Raw genomic sequence first — 16,252 nt, 5'->3', positions numbered from 1 at the left:
GTCACCTTGCTTGTCATCTCGGGGAAGCTCTCCATCCCCGCCCTCGAGTCACTGATTGTCAGGGGACGGGTGCCTCACCCAAGGTTGACAGAGAGGGAAGGCGAAGTAGTGCAAGCCTCCTACGCGCTCACTGTGTGTGAGGCACCAGCGACCGCTTCGCACTCACTCTTACTGTAAAAACCGTCCAGTGTCGGTTCGAGCCCGACTGGGGGCACGGCGGGGTTCTCAGGGGTGAAGCTCTGCCCAGCATGGCCGAGCTCACCGGTCCCACGCCTTGCGCATTGATTCGATAAACTGTTATATAGAAACATGTCAAATCAAGCGATTGGCTGCTGCCCCGCGCTGGGGGCGGCGGCCCTCGAGGAGTCAGACGCGGGCCGGTTGGCGGCGATGTTCAAGGCGCTCGGCGACCCGGTCCGACTCCGCCTGCTGAGCCTGATCGCCAGCCACCCCGGCGGTGAAGCCTGCGTCTGCGAGATCTCGACGACCTTCGACCTCTCCCAGCCCACGATCTCCCACCACCTCAAACTGCTGCGCACGGCCGGACTGCTCGACTGTGAGCGGCGCGGCACCTGGGTCTACTACCGAGTGATTCCCGCAGCGCTGCAGCAGCTTTCGTCCGTCCTGTGTCTCGACGAGCAGCCGGCGGCGACCGCGGCGAGGTGCGAGCCATGACCGATGGCACGACATCGGTGTCCACCCCCGCCCCGGTGGTGACCCGGCTCTCGACGCTGGACCGGTTCCTGCCGATCTGGATCGGGGTGGCGATGGTCGCCGGTCTGCTGCTGGGCCGCCTCGTTCCCCGCCTCGGACCGGCATTGAGTTCCGTTGAGGTCCAGGGCATCTCACTGCCGATCGCAATCGGCCTGCTGGTCATGATGTACCCCGTGCTGGCCAAGGTCCGCTACGACCGGCTCGACGAGGTCACCGGCGACCGCAAGATGATGGTGTCCTCGCTGGTGCTCAACTGGCTCGTCGGGCCGGCCGTGATGTTCGCGCTGGCCTGGCTGCTGCTGCCGGACCTGCCCGAGTACCGCACCGGGCTGATCATCGTCGGGCTGGCCCGCTGCATCGCCATGGTCATCATCTGGAACGACCTGGCCTGCGGAGACCGCGAAGCCGCGGCCGTGCTCGTCGCGCTGAACTCGTTGTTCCAGGTGGCCATGTTCGCCGCGCTCGGCTGGTTCTACCTGTCGGTGCTGCCCGGCTGGCTGCACCTGCCGCAGACCGGCATCGCCGTCTCCCCGTGGCACATCGCCGAATCCGTGCTCGTATTCCTCGGTATCCCGCTGCTGGCCGGATACCTCTCGCGCCGCCTGGGCGAACGGGCCAGGGGCCGTACCTGGTACGAGTCGACGTTCCTGCCCCGCATCGGGCCGTGGGCCCTGTACGGGCTGCTGTTCACCATCGTGATCCTGTTCGCCCTGCAGGGCCACCAGATCACCTCGCGGCCATGGGATGTCGCACGCATCGCGCTGCCGCTGCTGGCCTACTTCGCGATCATGTGGGCCGGCGGGTACACCCTCGGGTTCCTGCTGCGGCTCGGCTACGCGCGCACCACCACGCTGGCCTTCACCGCGGCCGGCAACAACTTCGAACTGGCCATCGCGGTGGCGATCGCGACCTACGGCGCGGCCTCGGGGCAGGCCCTGGCCGGGGTCGTCGGACCGCTGATCGAGGTGCCCGTGCTGGTCGGCCTTGTGTACGTGTCCCTGGCGCTGCGTCCCCGGCTGTTCCCGGGCGCGTCGACGGGAGGCCCGGCCGTTGGCCGCTAAACCCAGCGTGCTGTTCGTCTGCGTCCACAACGCCGGGCGGTCACAGATGGCCGCCGCGCTGCTGCGCAGCATGGCCGGGGACCGTATCGAAGTGCGTTCCGCCGGAAGCGAACCCGCGAATCAGGTCAACCCCGTCGCCGTCGCGGCCATGGCCGAGCTCGGCATCGACATCGCCGCCGCGAACCCCAGGGTCCTCACCCCTGACGCGGTTCAGACCAGCGACGTCGTGATCACCATGGGCTGCGGTGATGCTTGCCCGTATTTCCCCGGTGTGTCCTATCGCGACTGGAAACTGCCCGATCCTGCCGGTCAGCCCCTGTCGACGGTGCGGGCCATCCGCGACGACATCGCCGAGCGGGTCCGGTTGTTGGTGGCCGAGCTCCTGGGGTCCGCAGACACGACGCAACCCGGTCGCCCCTGAGAAAGGAACAACGATGTCGCGCATGCAACTGGCCCTCAACGTCGACGACCTTGACGAGGCAATCACGTTCTACTCCAAGCTGTTCAACACCGAACCGGCCAAGGTCAAACCCGGCTACGCCAACTTCGCCGTCGCCGAACCTCCCCTGAAGCTGGTGCTGATCGAGAACCCGGGCCATGGCGGCACCATCAACCACCTCGGCGTCGAGGTCGAATCCAGCGGCGAGGTCCACGACGAGATCGCCCGGCTCGCGGCTGAGGGGATGATCCCCGAGGAGCAGATCGCCACGACCTGTTGCTATGCCCTGCAAGACAAGGCCTGGGTGACCGGACCGGCCGGCGAGCGGTGGGAGGTCTACACCGTCCTGTCCGACTCGCAGACCTTCGGTGCCGGCTGCGATGACACCGGCGACGGGGTCTCCGACGGTGTTGCGGCCGATACTGCCTCCTGTTGCTGAGCGGTAATCGCCAAGACGAGGGCGTTCTCCTGGCGCCTCGGTCGGCTGCGCGACAGCGCAGACCTCCTTCTGCGAGACTGGGAGCCGGGCCGGTCCAGCGTCGAAGGAGAACTAGGGTGCTCGCGCGTCTTCGCGGCAGGGACGACCACCATCCACACCGACCAGTTGGCGGGCCGCGATGACCGCGCCGACGGCAGGTCCCGACCCGCCCGACGATTCGATGCGGGGTTCTCTGCTCATCTGTGTGACGGCGACCGTTGCGGGCGTGGCCATCGGTTTCGTCGGCGGCGCCTTCCGCTGGTGCCTGCAGGCCGCCGACCAGTTGCGCGTCGACTTCGTGGACTGGGCGCACCGGCTGCCCGGGCCGGGCTGGCTGGTCCCCCTCGCCGCGGCGGCGGCCGGCGCCACCCTGGCCGCCCTGGTCGTGCGATGGGAGCCCCTGGCCGCCGGCAGCGGGATCCAGCATGTCGAGGCGGTCTTCCGGGGTGACGCCCGGCCACCGCTGATCCGCCTGCTTCCGGCGAAGTTCATCGGGGGCGTGTTGAGCATCGGGTCGGGGCTGGTGTTGGGCCGCGAGGGCCCGACGGTGCACATGGGTGCGGCGATCGGCGCCGAGGCGGCGCGGCGCGTCCGGCTGCCCGACTCCGAGGTCAGGATGATGCAGACGGCGTTGGGCGGCGCCGGCCTCGCGGTCGCCTTCAACGCACCGATCGGTGGCACCCTGTTCACCCTCGAAGAGGTGACGAAGTCGTTCCGGGTGAAGACCGTGCTGGCGACTCTCTTCGCCGCCGCCGCGGCCGTCGGTTGCGCCCGGCTCGTCCTGGGGAACTACCCGGACTTTGACGTCGAACGCATCGGGCCCCCAGAGCTGCGGTGGCTTCCGTTGTTCGTCGTATTCGGCCTGTTCACCGGATGGCTTGGTGCCGCCTACAACCGGTTGGTGCTGTGGTTCATCGACCACGTGGCTGCGCTGGGCCGGGTACCGGCTCCCGCGAAGGCGGCCCTGGTCGGTGCGGTCATCGGGCTGGCGATGTTCGTCTACCCCCGCGCTGTCGGCGGCGGCGACCCCGTGAGCCAACTGATCCTCGGCGGGCACCGCTTCGCCCTGTCCGTCGTCATCGGCTACCTCGTGGTGCGGTTCTTCGCGGGTCCCCTGTCATACTCGGCCGGCGTGCCGGGCGGGCTGTTCGCGCCGCTACTGGCGGTGGGTGCGCTGTGGGGACTGTTGTTCGTGGGGGTCTTCAACCTCGTGTGGCCGACGGACGCGACGTCGCTGGCGGTTCCGATGGCGCTGGTGGGGATGACGGCGTTCTTCGGGGCAACCGTCCGGGCGCCCGTCACCGGGATGGTCATCGTCGTCGAGATGACGGCCACCACGGAGGTGATCGTGCCCATGCTGGCCGCGACCGCCGCGGCGGTGCTGGCCGCGTACCTGGTGGCGTCGCCGCCGATCTATGACAGCCTGCGCGAGCGGATGGCCGTCGAGGCCGCTGTGGAAGACGAATCGGCCTAAGATGCCCGTTCGGTCCAGCCCAGCCGGCGGCTGATGCTGTCGGCGGCGGCGATCGTGCGCTGCGCGACCTCGGCGAAGGCGGCGGCTTCCGGCCGACGGCGTGCGCCGGGCAGGCCTGGCCGATCCAGGTCTGCAGCGCGATCGGGGCCTGTGTCGGAGCCGGCGGGGGCATCTCCGTTGTCGCCACTCGCCATGATGATCGCGCTTATACCGCTGTTCAGGGACCGACCCGCTCACCTCGGCCCGGCGGGCGCGCCGACGCGCGAGACCACCCACCGGTGGAATTCGGCGATGTGGAGCTCGGCGGGCACCAGGACGCCGCCCGCCCGGTAGGCGCGCGAGGACATCGCCGGCTGGGTGCGCCGGCACGCGTCGAAGTCCTGCTCGTTGACCCGGTGGAACAGCTCGACCGACCCGGACAGGTCGCCTGTGGCCGCCACGTCCGCGGCGTAGCGCCAGTCGCATTCGACGACGGTGCGATCGGGGGCCAGTGGAAACATCCGGTGGAAACGTGGTCGGGCACCGGGTTGATGAACACGGTCGGCTTGACGGTGATCGCGAAGTAGCGCCGCTCCCGCACTGCGCCGACCTCGGGCAGCCAGGCGTAGGCGACGGTGCGGCCCAGCGTGGGCGAATGGCCCGCGCTGGTGATTACCCGATGCACCCGTCCCCGGCGTGCACCGGTTCCTTGCCCAGTGCCACGGCGGCGGGCTCTTCGAAAACGATGGTGCGCAGCATCTTTCGTGGTACCGACGCCAGCAGGGCGGCCTTGCCGACGAAGTCGTCCTTGGTCATGCGCACCGCGAAGCCCAGACCGGCATCGTCGGGCCGGTCCTCGGCGGTCATGTCGGTGCCCCAGGCGCGGTAGCCCTTCCCATGCGCAGGCAGTTGAACGCTATGCGCCCGGCGGCGATGGCGCCGTGGGCCCGGCCGGCCGTCCACAGCAGCTCCCACAGCGCGCCGCCGTAGCCGGCCTCGGTGTAGATCTCCCACCCCAGTTCACCGACGTAGGACACCCGCAGCATCGTGACCGGGACGGCGCCTCGGTAGGTATGGTGCGCACGGAAGCAACCGAAGTCTTTGTGCGACAAGTCTTCCCGGCACAGCCGCTGCACCAGCTCGCGCGCGGCCGGCCCCCACACGCCGACGCCGTAGGTGCCCCCGGTGACATCGCGCAGCGTGACGCTGCCGTCGTCGCGCAGGTGGCGGGTCAGCCAGTCGAAGTCCTGGGGGCCGTTGGCGCCCAACGGGAAGCGGGTTTCGCCCAGCTGCGCGACGGTGAGATCGCTGCGGATGCCACCGGTATCGGCGAGCAGCGGGGTGTAGGTGACCGACCCGACGCTCTTGTCGACCTCGTTGGTGGTGAGCCGCTGCAGGAAGCCGGCGGCGCCCGCCCCCTGAAGCCGGCCGCGCACGCCACGATGTCGGCGTCGATGATCCCGCGGCCGGTGGGGACGCCCGGCCGTTGCGCGCCACCACCGCGAGCACCTCGGTGCCGGGCAGGAACACCGTGCCCCGTTCAAAGGCTCGCCACGCCTGGGCTCGGCCGCCCGCAGGGCCGCGGCGAGCCCGGCGGTTGGCGTGAAGAAGCCCGCGCGATGCCGCCGTAGCGTCGGCCGGCGGTCATACACTGACCCCTCATGGGCATGCTCTTCCGGTTGTCGCCGTGGATCGTCTACTGGGTGCTCGTCGGTGACGCCCCCGCGGCGGTCGCCGCGTGGGTCGCCCTGGTCACCGCCGTGGCGGCGCTGCTGACCGCGGGAGTGACCGGGAAGTCCGGGCGCGTGGCGGAAGCCGGCGCCGTCGCCACGTTCGGGGTCCTGACGGTGTTGACGGTGGTGCTGGGCGAGTCGTCCGCGCTGGCGTGGCTGCTGCCGCTGAGCAACGCCGGCATCCTGCTCATGACGCTGACCGGCACGCTGCTCGGCAGGTCGTTCGTCGCGGAATGCGCCGCTGCCGAGCAGCCGCCCGACGTCGTCAGCACGGAGCTGTTCGGCCGGCTGGCCCGCCTGCTCACCTGGATCTGGGTCGCCGCGTTCGCCGGGATGACCGTGTCGTCGGCCATCCCGCCCGTCGTAAACGCCGGGGCAGGCAGCCGGGACGCGACGAACCCGCTGTCCTACGTCTGCTACTGGGTAGTGCCGTTCTCGCTGCTGGCCCTGGCCGTGCTGGTGTCGCGGGCGCTGCCGAGCCGGTTGCTGGCCGGGATCGACGACGTCGTGCGGGAAACCTCGTTCGTCGCCTACGACGAAGCCACCATCGACGAGCTGTACTACCTGGCCCAGGAGCACGCCAACCGCGAGGTCGGCCCCGGCAAGGAGGCCTACAGCGTCAAGGTCGGCGGAATGGGGACGCCGCTGACCGGAGACGAGGCGCGAAAATCGTGGCCCTCGACCTACAAGGTGCGCGACAGGCGGCGGTGACGGCGGTGCGGCGTTCACTTGCTGGACAACTTCTCTTGGTAAGCCATTCGCGTGGGGCGTAGGGCGGGGTGGCCGGTCGCGGCGGCGACCGTGCTGGCCACGGTGGTGGCCTGTTCGTCGGGCTCCGCGCCGTCGCGGACGTTGCCCGCGGCCGACGCACCGTTGAGCACCGGCGCCGGCAGGGCGCTCCTCATCTCCCCGGCCCGGATGCTGGCCGCCACCCACGGGGTGACACCGGTGTCGTTCGGCAAGCCCGAGCACGGCAGCATCGCGTACGGCGCCAACGGCGCGATGATCTACACCCCCGACGCCGGGTTCACCGGCACCGACCACCTTCCCGCGACCGTCAGCGACACCGTCAAGCTCTACGCCGAGAACGCGGCGCCGCTCGCCACGATCGGCGGCGTTGTGATCCAGGCTAATTCGCACGGGTCCGCGATCGCGGCGGTGCCCGGCAGCGTCGGCGAGATCTACGGCCTCACCGACCGCGGGCCCGCGGTCGACGGCCCTGGCCCCGGCGAAAAGGTGCTTCCGCTACCGGATTTCCACCCGCAGATCGTCAAACTCAAGCTCGCCGACGGAACGGCGTCGGTAGAGCGCGCCGTCACGCTGTGCGGCACGGATGGCGCACCCCTGGTCGGGCTTGCCGACTCGCGGGCGAGCCCCGGCGAATCGCTGGTGGACCTCAACGGCACGGTCCTGGCGCCGTCGGATCACGGCCTGGACCCCGAGGGGCTGGTCGCCATGCCCGACGGCGGCTTCTGGGTGTCCGACGAGTACGGTCCATCGCTGGTCCACTTCGATGCCAACGGCAAAGAGCTGGAACGGCTTTCGCCCTCCGATGGGACGCTGCCCAGAGAGCTCTCGCTGCGCGCCCCGAATCAGGGCATGGAGGGCCTGACGATCACTCCGGACGGCACTACGCTGGTGGGCATCATGCACTCCGCGTTGCGGACACCGGCCGGGCCGTCCGGGTCGGTGCCGGTCACCCGGATCGTGACCGTCGACTTGACCGACCGCGGTGACGTGCACGAGTACCTCTACCCGTTGGCCGATCCGCAGCAGACCAAGGTGGCGGTGTCGGAGATCACGGCCATCGGTGCGACCACATTCCTGGTCGACGAACGCGACAACGAGCCTGCGCCGCAAGGCAACAAGAAGATCTACGTGACCGATATCGCCGGGGCCACCGACGTCGGCCCGCGCGCGATGGTGTCCGGGTCGGTGTACCGGCCCGAGGCTGGCGGCCTCCTGGTCGACGGCGTGCCGATCGAGACGTTCGTCGGTGTCAGCACCGACGCGGCGGCCACGAACAAACTCCAGGAGGCGGGGATCGCCGTTGCGTCCAAGGCGCCCAAGCTCAACCTCGGCGCCCTGTTGCGGACCCTGTCGCCCAACGGTGACTTCTTCGGGCACGAGAAAGTCGAAGGGCTCGTCACCCCGGACGGCGGGAAGACGCTGCTGGTGGCCAACGAAAGCGACTACGGGTTGGCCGGCCTTGCCCCGGGGTCGGACGCGCCGCCGTTCCGGCTTCGGCCCAAGAAGCTGAGCAACGGCACCCAGGACAGCGGGGAGATCCTGTCGGTGGACATGGCCAAGGTGCCCGTCAAGATGGACGAGGTGACGGTGCCGATCGTCGTCGGCTGACGGGCGCGCCGACGGTCGGATACGTTGGGTCCGGCGGGGCGTGCCAGCAGGGCCGCGCGCGTTCCGCATTCGGTTGCGGCCCGGCAAAGGAGCATCGTGATGAGCACGGTCAGCCCGGATGCGATCCGCGCGGAGACGATCAGCATCACCGGCCACCGGGGCGACGAGATCGAGGCCTACCGCGCCATGCCGCTGGCCGAGGGGTCGCGCGGCGGGATCGTGTGGATCCACCACATGCCCGGATATGACCGGCAGACCAAGGAATTCGTCCGCCGGCTCGCGGTCGGCGGCTATCACGCGGTGGTGCCCAACCTGTACTCTCGCGAGGCGCCGGGCGCGTCTCCCGACGACGCCGCCGCGGCGGCGCGTGCGGCCGGCGGGGTGCCCGACGAGCGACTGGTCGGCGACGTGGCCGGTGCGATCGAACACCTGCGCACGTTGCCCGGCGCGAACGGGAAGTTCGGCGTGATCGGGCACTGCTCGGGCGGGCGGCACGCCTTCCTGGCGGCGTGCTCGCTGCCGCTGGACGCCGCGGTGGACTGCTACGGCGCGTTCGTCGTCGAGGATCCGCCGGAGGGAATGCCCAAGGCCTTCAAGCCGATTCTCGACCTGGCGCCCAACCTGAGCTGCCCACTGCTGGGCCTGTTCGGCAACGAGGACCAGTTCCCCTCGCCCGAGGCGGTGGCCACGCTCGACGCCGAGCTGAACAAGCTGGGTAAGCCGCACGAATTCCACGCCTACGACGACGCCGGCCACGCGTTCTTCGCCGTCGACCGGCCGGCCTACCGGGTGGAGGCGGCGCTGGACGGCTGGCGGCACATCGACGAGTTCTTCGCCACCCACCTGAAAGGCTAGGTTTCCCAACCCATGTGCACCTATCTGACCGAACACGTCGAGATCGACGGCAGCGGCAAGGGGGCGACGGGATGGTTCGGCGCCAGCCGCGCGACCGTGTACGTCGACCATCCGGTCCACGCGCCCTACGGCCACACCGTCAACATCGACGTGATCAACCCGCAGCTGGGGCCGTCGGCGCGGGTGGCGCTCGAGCTCACCGAGGAGAGCGCGCTGGCGCTGGCCGACGCCATCCGCAACGCCGTCGCGCACGCGCCGGCCGGTCTGGCGTCCAAGAACCAGTAGCGGCCGCGTGACCGCCGAACGCGGCAGGATCGAGCCCGCGCCGCGCCGGGTCCGCGGCTATCTCGGCGATGCGCTGGTCTTCGACACCACCGCGGCCCGCTACGTGTGGGAGGTGCCCTACTACCCGCAGTACTACATCCCGGTCACCGGCGTCCGCGACGGGTTCCTGCGCGACGAGCAGCACCCGCAGCGCGTGCAGTTCGGGCCGTCGCGGCTGCACTCCCTGGTCGCCGGGGACCGGGTCCACGAATCGGTCGCGCGGGTGTTCGACGGCGAGGGCCCGCTGCGCTGGTTCGAGGAGGACGAGCCGATCTACGGCCATCCGCGCAGTCCGTACGTGCGGGTCGACGCGCTGCGCTCGCACCGCCACGTCCGGGTGGAACTCGGCGGGGTGGTGCTGGCCGATACCGCGACCCCGGTGCTGCTCTTCGAAACCGGTTTGTCCACAAGGTGTTACATCGACTTGACCGATGTCGCCATCGAGCACCTGGAACCGTCGCCGACCCAGACGCTGTGCCCGTACAAGGGAGTGACGTGGGGCTACTGGTGGGTGCGCGCCGTCGGCACCGTCCATCCCGACCTCGCCTGGACGTACCACTACCCGCTGCCCGCGGTGGCCCGGATCGCCGGCCTGGTGGCCTTCTACGACGAGAAGGTCGACGTCGTCGTCGACGGTGTGCGGCAACCGCGCCCGCGGACCCACTTCGGCTGAGAATCTCACCCGCGCGACGCGCGTGGCCCGCGCTGTGACATTTGCCTCCAAATCGCGGCCACAACGGCGAATTTCCCGATTTTCGGTTCCGGGTGTACGGGTGCCCCGAAAAGTTAGCGACGACACGGGAATTCCTGTGAGTAGCCGCATGCCGCGTTTGCCATGCCGCGAATTCCGGCCAATCGCAAGGCCACTTGCCGGGGCGCTCGGGTGATGTGGGTTACAGGGCGCGAATTTGCTTTATTTTCTCGGGAAATTCAGCCGGTAGGATCTGGAAAAAGCAGTCACCTTGCAGGTGCTGGGACACGGGTAAATCCACGCCGCCGGTCTCGCAAAGGTTGTCTCGACCACTGTCGCGCGTGGACGTACGACGAACACAGCAAAGGCGGTGTCAGCATGAAAGACGGGAACGACCGGACGATCGCGCGGAACGGTCAGGTCATCGAACTCGGTGAGGAGCCGGGATCCCCGATCGTCGTCAAGATCGGCGTGAACAACGGTCCCATCGGCGGCATCGCCGCCACCCCCGACGGCTCACGACTGCTCGTGACCAACTACGGCGACGACAGCGTGTCCGTCGTCGACGCCGCCACGTGCCGCGTCACCGGAACCTTCGCCGGGATGAGCGAGGCGTCGGCGATCGCCGCGGCCGGCCCCGACGCCGGGCGCGCCTACGTGCGCACCGCGACCACGGCCTACGACGCGATCGCGATCATCGACCTGGCGACCCACACCGTCGTCGCATCCCACCGACTGGCGCACAGCGTGAGCGACCTGGTGGTGAGCCCCGACGGCGCGCGCGTCTACGCCGGGCGCACCGGCGCCGGTGTGGCGGACGTCGCCGTGTTGGACACGACGACGGGCGCGGTGGAGACGGTCGATCTCACCGCCGCGGTCCACACCGTGGGCGCCGCTGACGCGTGGGCACCCACCGTGGATCGCCTGCGGCTCAGCCCCGACGGCGTTCACCTCTACGTCGCCGCCGGTGGACGGCTCGTCGTGGTCGAGACGGGCGCCCGTTCCGGCGACGGTGCGCGCACCGTCGACACCCTCGACATCGGCCTGCCGATCCGCGACGTCGCGCTCAGCCCCGACGGGACGCTGGCCTACGTCCTGAGCAGCGCGCCCGAACTCGGTGCCGTGATCGACGTCGTCGACACCCGCACCCGCAGGATCACCGGCACGCGCAAACTCGGCGAGATCACCGGCGTCGTGACCGGGCTGACGCTCAGCGGCGACGGCGACCGTGCCTATCTGGTCAGCGACGAGGGCATCACGGTGCTGTGCACCCTGACGCAGGACGTCCTCGGCAGCGTCGGCGTGGCAGACCAACCCTCCTGTGTGGTGGAGAGCCCGGACGGCACCTACCTTTACATCGCCGAGTACTCCGGCGCGATCACCGTCGCGCCGGTCGCCTCGATCGTGGCGCCGGGGATCGAGTGCCCCGGGCGGGCCAGCGGATCCGCCGAGTGGGTCGTGCCCGAGCTGGTCGAGGACGCGCCCGCCCTGGTCTGACGCGCCTCGAGGCGGTGCTCCCGCCACCCGTTTTCTCCCTGGGTGCGCGCGGCGATAGCATTCGGCGCACCGAACACGAGGGGCGAAGGCGGCACAGCGATGGACAGCACGATGCAGGACTTCCCGCTGACGATCACCGCGATCATGCGACACGGCTGCGGCGTCCACGGAGCCCGCACGGTCACCACGGCCACCGGGAGCGGCGGCTACCGGCACACCACCTACGACGAGCTGGGTCGGCAGGCGGCCCGGCTGGCCAACGCGCTGCGTCACCTGGGCGTCGCGGGGGATCAGCGGGTGGCCACGTTCATGTGGAACAACGCCGAACACCTGGCGACCTACCTGGCGGTGCCGTCGATGGGCGCCGTGCTGCACACCCTCAACATCCGGCTCTTTCCCGAACAGATCGCCTACATCGCCAACGAGGCCGACGACCGCGTCGTGCTCGTCGACCTCTCACTGGCCGGGCAACTCGCCCCGGTGCTGCCCGAGCTCGAGTCGGTGCACACGGTGATCGCGGTCGGGGACGGGGACACCGCCGCGCTGGAGCGCTCGGGCAAGACCGTGCTGCGCTACGCCGATGTCGTGGCCGCCGAGTCCGCCGAATTCGACTGGCCGGACATCGACGAGCGCTCCGCGGCCGCGATGTGCTACACCAGCGGCACCACCGGCAACCCCAAAGGCGTGGTCTACAGCCACCGTTCCAGCTTCCTGCACTCCATCACGACCTGCACCGCCAACGGCATCGGCGTCGGGACCGACGACACGGTGCTGCCCATCGTGCCGATGTTTCACGCCAACGCATGGGGGCTGCCGTACGCTGCGCTGATGGCCGGCGCCGACATCGTGCTGCCCGACCGCCACCTCGACGCCCGGTCGGTGCTCGACATGATCGAGAAGCTGCGGCCCACCGTGGCGGGCGCGGTGCCGACCATCTGGAACGACATCCTGCATCGCCTCGAGGAGGAGCCCGACCACGACCTGTCGTCGCTGCGGCTGGTGGCCTGCGGCGGCTCGGCCGTGCCGGTGTCGCTGATGCGGACCTTCGAGGAGAAGCACCGCGTCGAGATCCGGCAGATGTGGGGGATGACGGAGACGTCCCCGATGGCCACCACGGCCTGGCCGCCGCCCGGTACCCCGCCGGAGCGGCGGTGGGAGTACCGCGCGACCCAGGGGCAGCCGGTGTGCGGGGTGGAGATGCGCATCGTCGACGACGAGGGCCGGCCGCTGCCCAACGACGGCGCGGCCGTGGGCGAGGTGGAGGTCCGCGGGCCGTGGATCGCCGGCTCCTACTACCTGGGGCGCGACGAGTCCAAGTTCGACTCGGGCTGGCTGCGCACCGGCGACGTCGGCCGCATGGACGAGCGCAGCTTCCTCACCCTGACCGACCGGGCCAAGGACGTCATCAAGTCCGGCGGCGAGTGGATCTCCTCGGTGGAGTTGGAGAACTGCCTGATCGGGCATCCGCACGTGGTCGAGGCCGCGGTCGTCGGCGTTCCGGACGAGCGCTGGCAGGAACGGCCGCTGGCGGTGGTCGTGACCAAACCGGGGGAGCCGGTCGGCGCCGAGCAGCTGCGAGAGTACTTGGCCGACAAGGTCGTTCGCTGGTGGCTGCCGGAGCGGTGGACGTTCGTCGACGAGATCCCGCGGACCAGCGTCGGCAAGTACGACAAGAAGGCCATCCGGTCGCGCTACGCCGAGCACGGCTATTGGGTGATCGAAGCGCGCGACTGATCGCGCTCGGCGCGGCGCGGTTACTGTCGAAAGCATGTGTCGACTCTTCGGCCTGCACGCCGGGACGGACGTGTGCACCGCCACTTTCTGGCTGCTGGACGCCCCCGACAACCTCTGTCGGCAGAGCCGCAAAAACCCCGACGGCACCGGCCTGGGCGTCTTCGACCAGCACGGCCGCCCGGAGCTGCGCAAGCAGCCGATGGCGGCCTGGGAGGACGCCGCCTTCGCCACCGAGGCGCACGAGATGACCGGCACCACCTTCCTCGCCCACGTCCGCTACGCCACGACCGGCGCGCACGACGTGCACAACACCCACCCGTTCCTGCAGGACGGCCGGCTCTTCGCCCACAACGGCGTGGTCGAGGGGCTCGACGCCGTCGACGAACGGCTGCGCGAGGCCGGCACCGACGACCTGGTGCTCGGCCAGACCGATTCCGAGCGGGTCTTCGCCCTGATCACCGCCCGCGTCCGCGACCACGACGGCGACGTGACCGCGGGCCTGCTCGACGCGATGGGCTGGCTCGCGGACAGCGTGCCGCTCTATGCCGTCAACGTGCTGCTGAGCACCGCCACCGAGATGTGGGCGCTGCGCTATCCCGAAACCCACACGCTCTACGTCCTGGACCGCCGCCACGACCACGCCGACCGGGATTTCCACCTGCGCACCAACCGGATCCGCGCGTACTCGCGGCACCTGTACGCCCGGTCGTCGGTGGTGTTCGCCAGCGAACGGATGGACGACGACCCACGCTGGCGGCTGATGGAGCCGGGCGAACTGATCCACGTCGACGCCGGGCTGCACATCGACCGCAGCGTGGCGCTGCCCGGCCCGCCCCGCCACCAGCTCGCCAAGTCCGACCTGGACGAGCCGGCGCAGCAGGCGCAGCACGCGCCGGCGTGAACCCGGCCGTCTGGCAGAGTGCATGGGCGTGGCACCCCGACGAGCGCTCGTACTGGCCGGTGGAGGAATAGCGGGAATCGCCTGGGCGACCGGCGTTCTGCGCGGCATCGCCGACGAGTCGCCCCCCGCGGCGCGGCTGCTGCTGGACTCCGACGTGCTGGTCGGGACCTCGGCCGGCGCGGCGGTCGCCGCGCAGCTCGGCAGCGGCAGCACGCTCGAGGCGCTCTACGGCCGGCAGGTGGGCGAGTCGTCGGCCGAGATCGACTCCGGGGTCGACGTCGACGACATCACCGCACTGTTCCTGGCCGCCCTGCGCGAGCCCTACGACGACTCGCAGGACCTGACCCGGCAGCGCATGCAGAGGATCGGCGCGGTGGCCCTGGCCAGCAGGACCGTCGCCGAGGCGGTCCGGCGCCGGGTGATCGCCGAACGCCTGCCCTCGCACGAGTGGCCCGGCCGCGCGCTGCGGATCACCGCCGTCGACACCGCCGCCGGCGAACTCGTCGTCTTCGACCGCGACTCCGGCGTGGGCCTCGTCGACGCGGTGGCGGCCAGTTGCGCGGTGCCGGGGGCGTGGCCGCCGGTGACCATCGCGGGCCGGCGCTACATGGACGGCGGGGTGGCCAGCTCGGTGAACCTCGCGGTGGCCGACGACTGCGACGAGGCGGTGGTCCTGGTGCCCAGCGAGGTGAACACGCCGTCGCCGTTCGGTCCCGGCCCCGCCGCCGAGGTGGAGGCGTTCGGCGGCGCCGCGTTCGCCGTCTTCGCCGACGCGAGCTCGCTGACGGCCTTCGGGCCCAATCCGCTCGACCCGCGGTGCCGCGTGGCCTCCGCGGTCGCCGGGCGCGAGCAGGGACGCCGGGAAGCGGGCGCGGTCGCGCGATTCCTGGGTCTGTGACCCGGCCGGGTCAGGCCTCGATCGCGGGCGGCGTGGTTGCGCCGGAGCCCGCCTCGAAGGCGTCCAGCGCCCGGTCGGCCACCGCGCGGCCGGCGGCGATCACCTCCACCGCGCGATGGAACTCCAGGCTGCGGCAGGTCGAGCGCGGAACCTCGATCAACAGGTCCGGCGGGTAGGCCGCCAGGCTGTGGCGCGCCAGCGCCGACTGGGCGATATCGATCGTGCGGTTCATCACCTCGAAGCTGCTCAGCCGGGGAACGTCCGCGTCGCCGTCGGCGGGTTCGGCGGCCTCGTGCGGCTCGGTGTCGGGATCCGCGTCGGGCCGATCGACGTCGGCGGGCCCGGCGCCCAACCTGCCCAGCACCGCCCGCGCCGTCGGCCGGTCGAGCAGCGAGCGGGTGGCGGCGGTGTCGAGCAGCGCCGAGGTGCTGCGCACCATGCGGTTCAACCACTCGGCGGTGGCGCCCGGCTCGGCGGCGCGGCTGGCGATCACCTCGCTGCCGCTGAGGTTCACCGCGACGGTCAGCTCGGCGTTGACCGCCGAGAGCGGGGCTATCGGCAACGGGTCGAGGATGCCGCCGTCGGCCAGCAGCCGTCCGTCGACCTCGTAGGGGGCGATCAACCCGGGAATCGCGATGGACGCCCGGATCGCCTCGTCGAGGGGGCCGCGCTGGAACCACACCGACTTCCCGGCCAGCAGATCGGTCGCGACCGCGGTGTAGGGGATGGCCAGTTCCTCGATGGCGAGCGGGCCCAGGATATCGCGCACCGCGTCCAGGATCTTGCCGGCCCGCATCACCCCCGCGGCGCTGATGGAGGGGTCCAGCAGCCGCAGGATGGTGCGCTGGGTCAACGACTTCGCCCAGTCGGCGAACTCGTCGAGGCGTCCGGCCGCCTGCAGGCCGCCGACCAGCGCACCCATCGACGAGCCGGCGATCCCGACGACGTCATAGCCGCGCGCCTGCAGCGCCTCGATCACCCCGATGTGGGCGTAGCCGCGGGCGCCGCCGCTGCCGAGGGAGAGCGCCACCCGCGTCGATGCCGATCGACGGGCAACCGCCGCGTCAGGTTCGCCGGGCATCCACTCATTCTGCGCGGCGGAGCGGTCCCCGGCTG

The 16,252-nt window shown here is 70.6% G+C and carries 15 protein-coding genes and 2 pseudogenes; 13 read left to right on the top strand and 4 right to left on the bottom strand.

Annotation, left to right across the window (positions count from 1 at the left end; translation table 11 throughout):
• The first annotated feature begins 309 nt into the window (after nt 1–309).
• The 4 genes and pseudogenes from AC2VOR_RS12930 to AC2VOR_RS12915 all read left to right on the top strand — a co-directional run bounded on the left by AC2VOR_RS12930 (nt 310) and on the right by AC2VOR_RS12915 (nt 4,166).
• Nucleotides 310–675, top strand: a complete 366-nt coding sequence (locus tag AC2VOR_RS12930; RefSeq protein WP_369737310.1) for an ArsR/SmtB family transcription factor — start codon at nt 310–312, stop codon at nt 673–675.
• Nucleotides 672–2,196, top strand: a pseudogene (gene arsB, locus AC2VOR_RS12925) (ACR3 family arsenite efflux transporter). Before AC2VOR_RS12930 ends, arsB begins: the two are co-directional and overlap by 4 nt.
• Nucleotides 2,197–2,209: 13 nt before the next feature.
• Nucleotides 2,210–2,653 (top strand): ArsI/CadI family heavy metal resistance metalloenzyme, encoded by a 444-nt coding sequence (locus tag AC2VOR_RS12920; RefSeq protein ID WP_369737311.1) that lies wholly within the window; start codon nt 2,210–2,212, stop codon nt 2,651–2,653.
• 178 nt (nt 2,654–2,831) lie between these two features.
• Nucleotides 2,832–4,166, top strand: coding sequence for a ClC family H(+)/Cl(-) exchange transporter (locus tag AC2VOR_RS12915; RefSeq protein ID WP_369737312.1), 1,335 nt, complete (start codon nt 2,832–2,834; stop codon nt 4,164–4,166).
• A 233-nt stretch (nt 4,167–4,399) separates the two neighbouring features.
• Here AC2VOR_RS12915 and AC2VOR_RS12910 read toward each other — a convergent pair.
• The 3 genes and pseudogenes from AC2VOR_RS12910 to AC2VOR_RS12900 all read right to left on the bottom strand — a co-directional run.
• Nucleotides 4,400–4,740, bottom strand: a pseudogene (locus AC2VOR_RS12910) (SRPBCC family protein); the annotation flags it as partial.
• 77 nt (nt 4,741–4,817) lie between these two features.
• Nucleotides 4,818–5,012, bottom strand: coding sequence for a hypothetical protein (locus AC2VOR_RS12905; RefSeq protein ID WP_369737314.1), 195 nt, complete (start codon nt 5,010–5,012; stop codon nt 4,818–4,820).
• Nucleotides 5,009–5,581, bottom strand: coding sequence for a hypothetical protein (locus AC2VOR_RS12900; RefSeq protein WP_486963905.1), 573 nt, complete (start codon nt 5,579–5,581; stop codon nt 5,009–5,011). Before AC2VOR_RS12900 ends, AC2VOR_RS12905 begins: the two co-directional genes overlap by 4 nt.
• A 225-nt stretch (nt 5,582–5,806) precedes the next feature.
• Between AC2VOR_RS12900 and AC2VOR_RS12895 the strand changes: the two genes are divergently transcribed.
• The 9 genes from AC2VOR_RS12895 to AC2VOR_RS12855 all read left to right on the top strand — a co-directional run bounded on the left by AC2VOR_RS12895 (nt 5,807) and on the right by AC2VOR_RS12855 (nt 15,136).
• Nucleotides 5,807–6,589 carry a hypothetical protein gene (locus tag AC2VOR_RS12895; protein WP_369737316.1) on the top strand — a complete coding sequence of 261 codons (783 nt, stop codon included), beginning with the start codon at nt 5,807–5,809 and terminating at the stop codon, nt 6,587–6,589.
• 51 nt (nt 6,590–6,640) lie between these two features.
• On the top strand, nt 6,641–8,236 hold the full coding sequence (locus AC2VOR_RS12890; RefSeq protein WP_486963904.1) for an esterase-like activity of phytase family protein: 1,596 nt from the start codon (nt 6,641–6,643) through the stop codon (nt 8,234–8,236).
• A gap of 99 nt (nt 8,237–8,335) precedes the next feature.
• On the top strand, nt 8,336–9,091 hold the full coding sequence (locus AC2VOR_RS12885) for a dienelactone hydrolase family protein (protein WP_369737320.1): 756 nt from the start codon (nt 8,336–8,338) through the stop codon (nt 9,089–9,091).
• A gap of 12 nt (nt 9,092–9,103) precedes the next feature.
• Nucleotides 9,104–9,376, top strand: a complete 273-nt coding sequence (locus tag AC2VOR_RS12880; protein WP_369737321.1) for a DUF6295 family protein — start codon at nt 9,104–9,106, stop codon at nt 9,374–9,376.
• A gap of 7 nt (nt 9,377–9,383) precedes the next feature.
• Complete coding sequence (locus tag AC2VOR_RS12875) at nt 9,384–10,088, top strand: DUF427 domain-containing protein (protein WP_486963903.1); 705 nt, start codon at nt 9,384–9,386, stop codon at nt 10,086–10,088.
• A gap of 396 nt (nt 10,089–10,484) precedes the next feature.
• A complete protein-coding gene (locus AC2VOR_RS12870; protein WP_486963902.1) occupies nt 10,485–11,603 on the top strand; it encodes a YncE family protein in 1,119 nt (372 codons plus the stop codon).
• 99 nt (nt 11,604–11,702) lie between these two features.
• The gene (locus tag AC2VOR_RS12865) at nt 11,703–13,337 is read left to right on the top strand and encodes a fatty acid--CoA ligase (protein ID WP_486963901.1); all 1,635 of its coding nucleotides are present in this window, start codon (nt 11,703–11,705) and stop codon (nt 13,335–13,337) included.
• A 34-nt stretch (nt 13,338–13,371) separates the two neighbouring features.
• The gene (locus AC2VOR_RS12860) at nt 13,372–14,238 is read left to right on the top strand and encodes a class II glutamine amidotransferase (RefSeq protein ID WP_369737324.1); all 867 of its coding nucleotides are present in this window, start codon (nt 13,372–13,374) and stop codon (nt 14,236–14,238) included.
• A 28-nt stretch (nt 14,239–14,266) separates the two neighbouring features.
• A complete protein-coding gene (locus tag AC2VOR_RS12855; protein ID WP_369737325.1) occupies nt 14,267–15,136 on the top strand; it encodes a patatin-like phospholipase family protein in 870 nt (289 codons plus the stop codon).
• A gap of 10 nt (nt 15,137–15,146) precedes the next feature.
• On the opposite strand, the gene AC2VOR_RS12850 is transcribed toward AC2VOR_RS12855, so the two are convergent.
• Nucleotides 15,147–16,217 carry a patatin-like phospholipase family protein gene (locus AC2VOR_RS12850; RefSeq protein ID WP_369737326.1) on the bottom strand — a complete coding sequence of 357 codons (1,071 nt, stop codon included), beginning with the start codon at nt 16,215–16,217 and terminating at the stop codon, nt 15,147–15,149.
• Between the last annotated feature and the right edge of the window lie 35 nt (nt 16,218–16,252).

It is taken from the genome of Mycobacterium sp. TH-M103, assembly GCF_057473785.1.
This window is presented reverse-complemented; position numbering and strand designations above follow the sequence as displayed.

Excerpts from the sequence above, each read along its gene's own strand:
- AC2VOR_RS12930 (WP_369737310.1), top strand. The coding sequence starts at position 310 with ATGTCAAATCAAGCGATTGGCTGCTGCCCCGCGCTGGGGGCGGCGGCC.
- AC2VOR_RS12915 (WP_369737312.1), top strand. The coding sequence starts at position 2,832 with ATGACCGCGCCGACGGCAGGTCCCGACCCGCCCGACGATTCGATGCGG.
- AC2VOR_RS12920 (WP_369737311.1), top strand. The coding sequence starts at position 2,210 with ATGTCGCGCATGCAACTGGCCCTCAACGTCGACGACCTTGACGAGGCA.
- AC2VOR_RS12860 (WP_369737324.1), top strand. The coding sequence starts at position 13,372 with ATGTGTCGACTCTTCGGCCTGCACGCCGGGACGGACGTGTGCACCGCC.
- AC2VOR_RS12885 (WP_369737320.1), top strand. The coding sequence starts at position 8,336 with ATGAGCACGGTCAGCCCGGATGCGATCCGCGCGGAGACGATCAGCATC.
- AC2VOR_RS12880 (WP_369737321.1), top strand. The coding sequence starts at position 9,104 with ATGTGCACCTATCTGACCGAACACGTCGAGATCGACGGCAGCGGCAAG.
- AC2VOR_RS12850 (WP_369737326.1), bottom strand. The coding sequence starts at position 16,217 with ATGCCCGGCGAACCTGACGCGGCGGTTGCCCGTCGATCGGCATCGACG.
- AC2VOR_RS12870 (WP_486963902.1), top strand. The coding sequence starts at position 10,485 with ATGAAAGACGGGAACGACCGGACGATCGCGCGGAACGGTCAGGTCATC.
- AC2VOR_RS12895 (WP_369737316.1), top strand. The coding sequence starts at position 5,807 with ATGGGCATGCTCTTCCGGTTGTCGCCGTGGATCGTCTACTGGGTGCTC.
- AC2VOR_RS12865 (WP_486963901.1), top strand. The coding sequence starts at position 11,703 with ATGGACAGCACGATGCAGGACTTCCCGCTGACGATCACCGCGATCATG.
- AC2VOR_RS12905 (WP_369737314.1), bottom strand. The coding sequence starts at position 5,012 with ATGACCGCCGAGGACCGGCCCGACGATGCCGGTCTGGGCTTCGCGGTG.